General features: G+C 61.7%; 4 protein-coding genes. All 4 read left to right on the top strand.

Annotation, left to right across the window (positions count from 1 at the left end; translation table 11 throughout):
- Positions 1-3108 (top strand): SusC/RagA family TonB-linked outer membrane protein (locus ACYVDE_RS10595; RefSeq protein ID WP_460501483.1); only part of this gene is annotated, 3108 nt, incomplete at its 5' end.
- A 142-nt stretch (positions 3109-3250) separates the two neighbouring features.
- The gene (locus ACYVDE_RS10590) at positions 3251-4975 is read left to right on the top strand and encodes a RagB/SusD family nutrient uptake outer membrane protein (protein ID WP_460501482.1); all 1725 of its coding nucleotides are present in this window, start codon (positions 3251-3253) and stop codon (positions 4973-4975) included.
- 214 nt (positions 4976-5189) lie between these two features.
- On the top strand, positions 5190-6509 hold the full coding sequence (locus ACYVDE_RS10585; RefSeq protein WP_460501484.1) for a sugar porter family MFS transporter: 1320 nt from the start codon (positions 5190-5192) through the stop codon (positions 6507-6509).
- Positions 6510-6677: 168 nt separating this feature from the next.
- Positions 6678-7457: carbohydrate kinase family protein (locus ACYVDE_RS10580; protein ID WP_460501481.1), on the top strand; the 780-nt coding region annotated here is incomplete at its 3' end.

Genomic DNA, 7457 nt, shown 5'->3' with positions numbered 1-7457 from the left:
GCCGAAGCGGCTGCTTCGGCCGAAACCAGCGCCGCGGCGCCGCGGGCCGACCGCCCCATTACGGGCCGCGTGACCGACGACAAAGGCGAGGGCCTGCCCGGCGTGACGGTGGTGGTGAAGGGCACGACCATGGGCACCAACACCGACATGGACGGCAAATTCAGCCTGAACGTGCCCGAGGGCGCGACGCTGGTGCTCTCCTTCGTGGGCTACAAAACGCAGGAAGTGCCGGTGGGCAGCCAGAGTGCGATTACGGCCCAGCTGGTGACCGATGCCGCCGCCCTCGACGAAGTAGTGGTGACCGGCTACCAGGTGCAGCGCAAGGCCGATTTGACGGGCGCAGTATCGGTGATTAAGAGCGACGAGGTGCGGGATTTGCCCTCGTCGAACCCCGTGAAAAACCTGCAGGGGCGCGTGCCGGGCGTGAGCATCACCACCGACGGCTCGCCGGCCGGCAACTCTACGGTGCGGATTCGGGGCATCGGCACGCTCGGCAACAACGACCCGCTGTACGTGATTGACGGGATTCCGACCCGCGAGGGCATCGGCCAGATTAACCAGAACGACATCGAGAGCATTCAGGTGCTGAAGGATGCGTCGTCGGCCAGCATCTACGGCTCGCGGGCTTCGAATGGCGTGATTATCATCACGACCAAGAAGGCCAAAAAGGGGGTGACGCGGGTCGATTTCTCAACCTTTTTCACGGTGCAGACGCCGGGGCCGCACATCCAGATGCTGAACACGCTGGACTACGGCCGGGTGTACGGCCGGGCGGCTATCAACGACGGCATCACGCCGAATCTGCCGTTCTACAACTTCCAGACGCACACCGACGCCAACGGCAAGCCGGTGCTCGATGGGGTGACGGTGCCCGAGTTCATCGATGCCGCCAAAACCATGCGCTCGGCCGATACCGACTGGTTCAAGGAAATTCAGCGCAACGCCTTTTTGCAGTCGTACAACCTGAACATCAGCAACGGCGGCGAGCGCGGCGGGGTGCTGTTTTCGGTAAACTACTACGACAACAAGGGCATCATCAAAGCGTCGGCGTACAACCGCTGGACGGCCCGTTTGAACTCGGACTACAACTTCTTCAATGGCCGGCTGAAGGTGGGGGAGAACCTGACGGTGGCCAAAACCCAGGAGAGCGTGCTGCCCACCAACGACCCCAACGTGCCGGGCATCAATTTCATCCGCGACCGGGCCAGCCAGCTGCCGAGCATCGTGCCGGTGCACACCGTGGACGGCGTGGGCTGGGGTGGGCCGGTGTCGGGCATTTCAGACCGCGACAACCCCGTGCGCCTGCTCGTTGATAACGAGCAGAATAAGGCCAACACCGGCCGGGCCTTCGGCAACGCGTTTGCCGATTTGGAAGTGGTGAAAAACCTGCACTTCCGCACCAGCTTCGGCATCGACTATTCGCTGTATAAGTACCGCGAGATTTACAAAACCTACACCGCCGGCTACCTCTCGGAAGCCAACAACCGCGTGACGGACAACAACCGTTTCTACGGCAACTGGGTGCTGCAGAACACGTTGAACTACAACCTGAACTTCGGCGGCGGCAAGAACCAGCTCGATTTTCTGCTTGGTAACGAGCGCATCAGCTACTACGACGAAAGCAGCTACGCCTCGCGCACCAACTTCGCCAGCGAAGACCTGAACTACGCCTACCTCGATGCCGGCACCCTGAACAAGGACAACGGCGGCTCGGCCACGGCCTACCGGCTGGCCTCGTACTTCGCCAAGGTAAACTACTCGTTCAACGACCGGTACCTGCTGAGCGGGACCATTCGCCGCGACGGCTCGTCGCGTTTCGGGGTGAACAACCAGTTCGGCATTTTCCCAGCTGTGTCGGCCGGCTGGCGCATCTCGGAGGAGGCGTTCATCAAGGACAACCTGCCCAAAGTGTCGGACCTGAAGCTGCGCGCCGGCTGGGGGCAGACCGGCAACCAGGACATCGCCAATTTCGCCTCGCGCGGCCTCTACCAGTCGCTGCTCGGCACGCTCGACCCCAACTTTACGCCCGACAAGGGCACGGCCTACGACATCTACGGCTCGAACAGCAACCTGCCCTCGGGCTACCGCCGCATTCAGCAGGCCAACCCCAATTTGAAGTGGGAAACCACCACGCAAACCAATCTAGGCCTGGACTTTGGCTTCCTGGATAATACGGTTTCGGGCTCGGTCGACTACTTCGTCAAGAACAGCACCGACATTCTGGTGAACCTGCCCTACGCCGCCGTGGTGGGCGAGGGCGGCGACAAGTACGTGAACGGGGCATCTCTGCAAAACAAGGGCTGGGAATTTCTGGTGGCTTACCAGAACAAGATGGCCAACGGGCTGACCTTCAACGTGGCTGCCAACCTCTCGACCTACCGCAACAAGGTGACCTACCTGCCCAGCGAGGTGATTAATGCCTACGGCGGCAATGGCCAGGACGTGACGCGCCTGGGCCACTCCATCAACGCGGTGTACGGCTACGTGGCCGATGGCCTGTTCCAGAGCGCCGCCGAGGTGGCGGGCGCGCCCACGCAGGTGGGGGCTGGCCCCGGCCGCATCCGCTACAAGGACCTGAACGGCGACGGCAAAATTGACAACTTCGACCAGACCTGGATTACCGAAGCCGTGCCCAACTTCAGCTACGGCCTGAACCTGGGGGCGAACTACAAAGGCTTTGACCTTCAGGCGTTTTTTCAGGGCGTGCAGGGCTTGCAGGCTTATAATAACATCAAATTCCGCACCGATTTTGCGGGCTTGGCGGCGGGCGAAAACTGGGGCCAGCGCACCCTCGATGCCTGGACGCCCACCAACACCGGCTCGACCATTCCGGCCGTGTCGCTCATCAACAACAACGCCGAAAACCGCTCCTCGACCTACTTCATCGAAAACGCTTCTTACATGAAGCTGCGCAACCTGCAGCTGGGCTACTCGCTGCCCAACACCCTGACGGACAAGGTGAAGCTGCAAGGCATTCGGGTGTATGTGCAGGCCCAGAACCTGTTCACCGTCAAGAGCAAGGGCTACACCGCCCCCGACCCGGAGGTGACGAACTACCAGTACCCGATTCCGCGGATTTTCACGACGGGTCTGAACGTGACGTTCTAACCTGTAGCGCGGACTCTGCGAGTCCGCGCAACGAGCGCAGCGAGTATCGACGGGCGAACGTCGCCAATACCGACTGCTCGCTTCGCTCACACGCGGACTCTCAGAGTCCGCGCTACATCCCACCCATAGCTTTCAACTTCCTATGAAATTCTTTAAACTCACCGTCTTATCGCTCGGCCTGCTCTCGCTCTCCGTGGGCTGCTCCGACAAGGACTTTCTGGCCGTGGACCCCAAGGCCACGCTCACCGACGAACAGCTGAACACGCCGGCCAACATTGATAAACAAGTGATTGCGGCCTACTCGCAGCTCGGCAACGACGTGTATTACTGCCCGTACTCGTCGATGTGGCCCTACGGCAACATCCGCTCGGGCGATGCCTACAAGGGCGGTGGCGGTACGGCCGACGTGGACGGCTTTCACTTCTACGAAACCTTCTCCTTCAACCGCGTCGACAACGGCAATACCAACGACTTGTGGACGCTGCTCTACATCGGCGTGTCGCGGGCCAACGATGCCCTGCGTCGCCTCAATGCCGTGGATGCCAGTGCTATGCCCACCAAAACCGTGCGGCAGGCTGAGGTGCGCTTCCTGCGCGGGCACTTCTACTTTCTGCTGAAAGAGGTATTCAAATTCGTGCCATACATCGACGAGACGGTGCCCGTGGACCAGTACGCCAACATCGGCAACACCACGCTCACCAACGACCAGCTCTGGACTAAAATCGCCGACGACTTCCGTTTCGGGGCCGCCAACCTGCCGGTTACGCAACCCGAGGTGGGCCGCGTAACCAAAGGCGCGGCGCAGGCCTACTTGGCCAAAACACTGCTCTACCAGGCGTACAACCAAGGTGTTAACAACGCAGTGACGAATATCGATGCGGCCAAGTTGACGGAAGTAGTGTCGTTGGTCGACCAGATTGCCGCGACGGGCAAGTTCTCGCTGAACGGCGAGTACGCCACCAACTTCCTCACGGCCGGCGACAACGGGCCGGAATCGGTGTTCCAGATTCAGTTTTCGCGCAACGACGGCACCGCCAAGGGCCGCACCCAGCGCGGCAACGAGCTGAACTACCCTATGAACCCCGACTACGGCTGCTGCTCGTTCCATCAGCCCAGCCAGAACCTCGTCAACGCCTTCAAAACCGACGCGCAGGGCCTGCCCCGCTTCGCCGACTACAACACGTCGGGCGACCTAACGAAGGCCGCTGACTTCCTGGCCAACCCCGTCGACCCGCGCCTCGACCACACGGTGGCCATTGTGGGCCACCCGTTTAAGTACGACCCCAACTTTGTGTTTCAGGAGTCGTGGGTGCGGGTGCCGCAGGTGTACGGCTACAACCTCTCGATGAAGGAGGCCGTGCTGCCCACCGACCCCAGCTTCCAGAAGAACCCGCCCTTCATGAGCACCTCGAAGAACTGGAACATCATCCGCTACGCCGACGTGCTGCTCTGGAAAGCCGAAGCCCTGATTGAACTGAACCGCCCCGCTGAAGCCCTGCCCATCATCAACCAGGTGCGCCTGCGCGCCCAGAATAGCACCGCTCTGCTGAAGCAGGCCAACGGCGCGGCCACCTCCAACTACCGCATCGGCCAGTACCCCAGCACCGGCTGGACGCAGGCCTACGCCCGCCAGGCCCTGCGCTACGAGCGGCGCCTAGAGTTCGCCATGGAGGGTTTCCGCTTCTTCGACCTCGTGCGCTGGGGCATCGCCGACTCGTTCCTGAACACCTATTTCAGCCAGGAAAAAACCAAGCGCCAGTACCTGCAGGATGCCCGCTTCACGGCCGGCCGCGACGAGTACCTACCCATCCCGCTCACCCAGATTAACCTGAGCCGCGGGCTGTATAAGCAGAACAATGGGTGGTAATAGTATCTAATTGAACGGGCCATCAGGCCGTCATGCTGAGCGCAGCCGAAGCATCTCTACCGTGGCAGTAAATCGTTCGCTGCAACGGATGAGGTGGGACGAATTCGTTGCTCGTGGTTGGTGAGCCGCGCGACGAAGCGGTAGAGATGCTTCGACTACGCTCAGCATGACGGCCTGTAGCCCAACGTTCTTTCCTCTAAATTTTTCCATCGATATATCCGTGAAAAATAACGTCTTCTTTTGGTCGGTAGTCGTCGCCCTCGGCGGCTTGCTGTTTGGCTTTGATACGGCCGTGATTTCGGGGGCCGAAGAGGCCATCCAGAAACTCTGGGGCCTGAGCGCCTACGAGCACGGCCTCACCATGTCGATTGCGCTGGTGGGCACCGTGCTGGGGGCCATTTTCGGCAGCGTGCCAAGCGATGCGCTGGGCCGGCGCGGCACCCTGGTCTGGATTGCGGTGCTCTACCTCGTGTCGGCGGTGGGCGCGGCCATGTCGCCCACCTGGGTGCCGTTTTTGGTGTTTCGCTTTCTGGGCGGGTTGGGCGTGGGCGCGTCGTCGGTTACGGCCCCGCTCTACATCTCGGAGGTGTCGCCGCCGGCCACGCGGGGCCGCATGGTGGGCATGTTTCAGTTCAACGTGGTGTTCGGCATTCTGCTGGCTTTCCTGTCGAACTATCTGCTGAAAGACATCGGCCCCAACGCCTGGCGCTGGATGCTGGGCGTGCAGGCCGTGCCGGCCATCGCCTTCTTCCTGCTGCTGTTCCGCATCCCGGAAAGCCCGCGCTGGCTGCTCCGCCGGGGCCGCACCGCTGAGGCCCGCGCCGTATTCGAGCGCATCGACCCGGCCACGGCCGAGGACAACATCAATACCATTCTGGTGGCCAATGCGGCCGAGCAGGGGCCAGGCGAGTCGTTGTGGGCGCCGCAGTACCGGCGGCCGGTGCTGCTGGCCGTGCTGTTCGCGGCCTTCAACCAACTGGCTGGCATCAATGCCATTATCTACTACGCGCCGCGCATTTTCGAGATGACCGGGCGCGGGCAGAGCGCGGCGCTGCTGTCGTCGGCGGGCGTGGGACTGGTGAACTTCTGCTTCACGCTGCTGGCCGTCAACATCATTGATAAATTCGGACGCCGCCGGCTGATGCTGGTGGGTTCGGTGGGGCTGATTGTGACGCTGGGGCTGGTGGCGCGGGCTTTCTACACGCAGGAATTCGCGGCGGTGCCGCTGCTGCTGTTCGGCTACATTGCCTTCTTCGCCTTCTCGCAGGGCGCGGTTATCTGGGTGTTCATTTCCGAGATTTTTCCTTCGGCGGTGCGGGCCAAGGGGCAGGCGCTGGGCTCGAGCACGCACTGGGTGCTGGCGGCGGCTATTACCTTCATTTTCCCCGCTTTGACCGAGAAGCTGGGCGGCGGCAACACCTTCGCCTTCTTCGCCGGCATGATGGTGCTGCAGCTGCTCTACGTGTGGAAGCTGATGCCGGAAACCAAGGGCAAGACGCTGGAAGAAGCGGATAAGGTGCTGGTGTTGCACTAGCCTCAGTAGTGAGTTTAACCAGCTAGCCAAGAACGTCATGCAGAGCGCAGCGAAACATCTTTACCGCGATATTAAATGAATTGCGTTACGCAGTAAAGATGCTTCGCTGCGCTCTGCATGACGTTCTAAAAAGACCCGCTAACTATGTTCCCAAGCTCTCAAGTCCCTATGTATCCCACCCTTGCCTGCTTCGGCGAAATCCTCTGGGACATCCTGCCCACCGGCAAGCAGCCGGGCGGCGCGCCCTTCAACGTGGCCGTGCACCTGCACCAACTGGGCCTGCCCGTGCGCTTCATCAGCCGCGTGGGCGACGACGAACTGGGCACCGAGCTGGTCGATTTCGTGGCGTCGAAGGGCGTGGCCATCGACCTCATTCAGCACGGCAAAACCCACCTCACCGGCGTGGTGAAAGCCAACGTAGACGACGCCAATGAGGTGACTTACAAGATAGTACAGCCCGTGGCCTGGGACTACATTCACTACGATGAAGCAGTGGAAGCCGCCGTGGCCACCGCCGATGCCTTCGTATTTGGCAGCCTGGCGGCCCGGCAGGCGGGCACCCGCGAAACGCTCTACCGCCTGTTGGAGAGTGCAAAGTTCAAGGTGTTCGACGTGAACATGCGCCCGCCGCACTACACCCGCGAGGTGGTGAAATACCTGCTCGGCAAAGCCGACCTGGTAAAGATGAACCACCACGAGTTGGCCGAAATCATAGGCTGGTTCGGGCCCGAAACCGAGCCGGCCTCAGCCATGCCCTGGCTGGCCCAGCGCTTCGACCTGCAAGCCGTGTGCGTCACCTGCGGGGCCGACGGCGCCCTGCTCTGGGCCAATAATCAGCTCTACCGCGCGCCCGGCGTGGCCGTGCAGGTGCAGGACACCATCGGCAGCGGCGACTCGTTTTTGGCCGCGCTGCTCAAGGGTTGGCTCACCGGCCAGGAGCCCGGCGCG

The organism is Hymenobacter agri, assembly GCF_054778495.1.
Note: the sequence above shows the minus strand (reverse complement) of the source record. Positions and strands in the feature narration are given on the sequence as shown.

Bases quoted from the DNA above. Each gene is read 5' to 3' on its own strand.
- ACYVDE_RS10590 (WP_460501482.1), top strand. From the start codon at position 3,251: ATGAAATTCTTTAAACTCACCGTCTTATCGCTCGGCCTGCTCTCGCTC.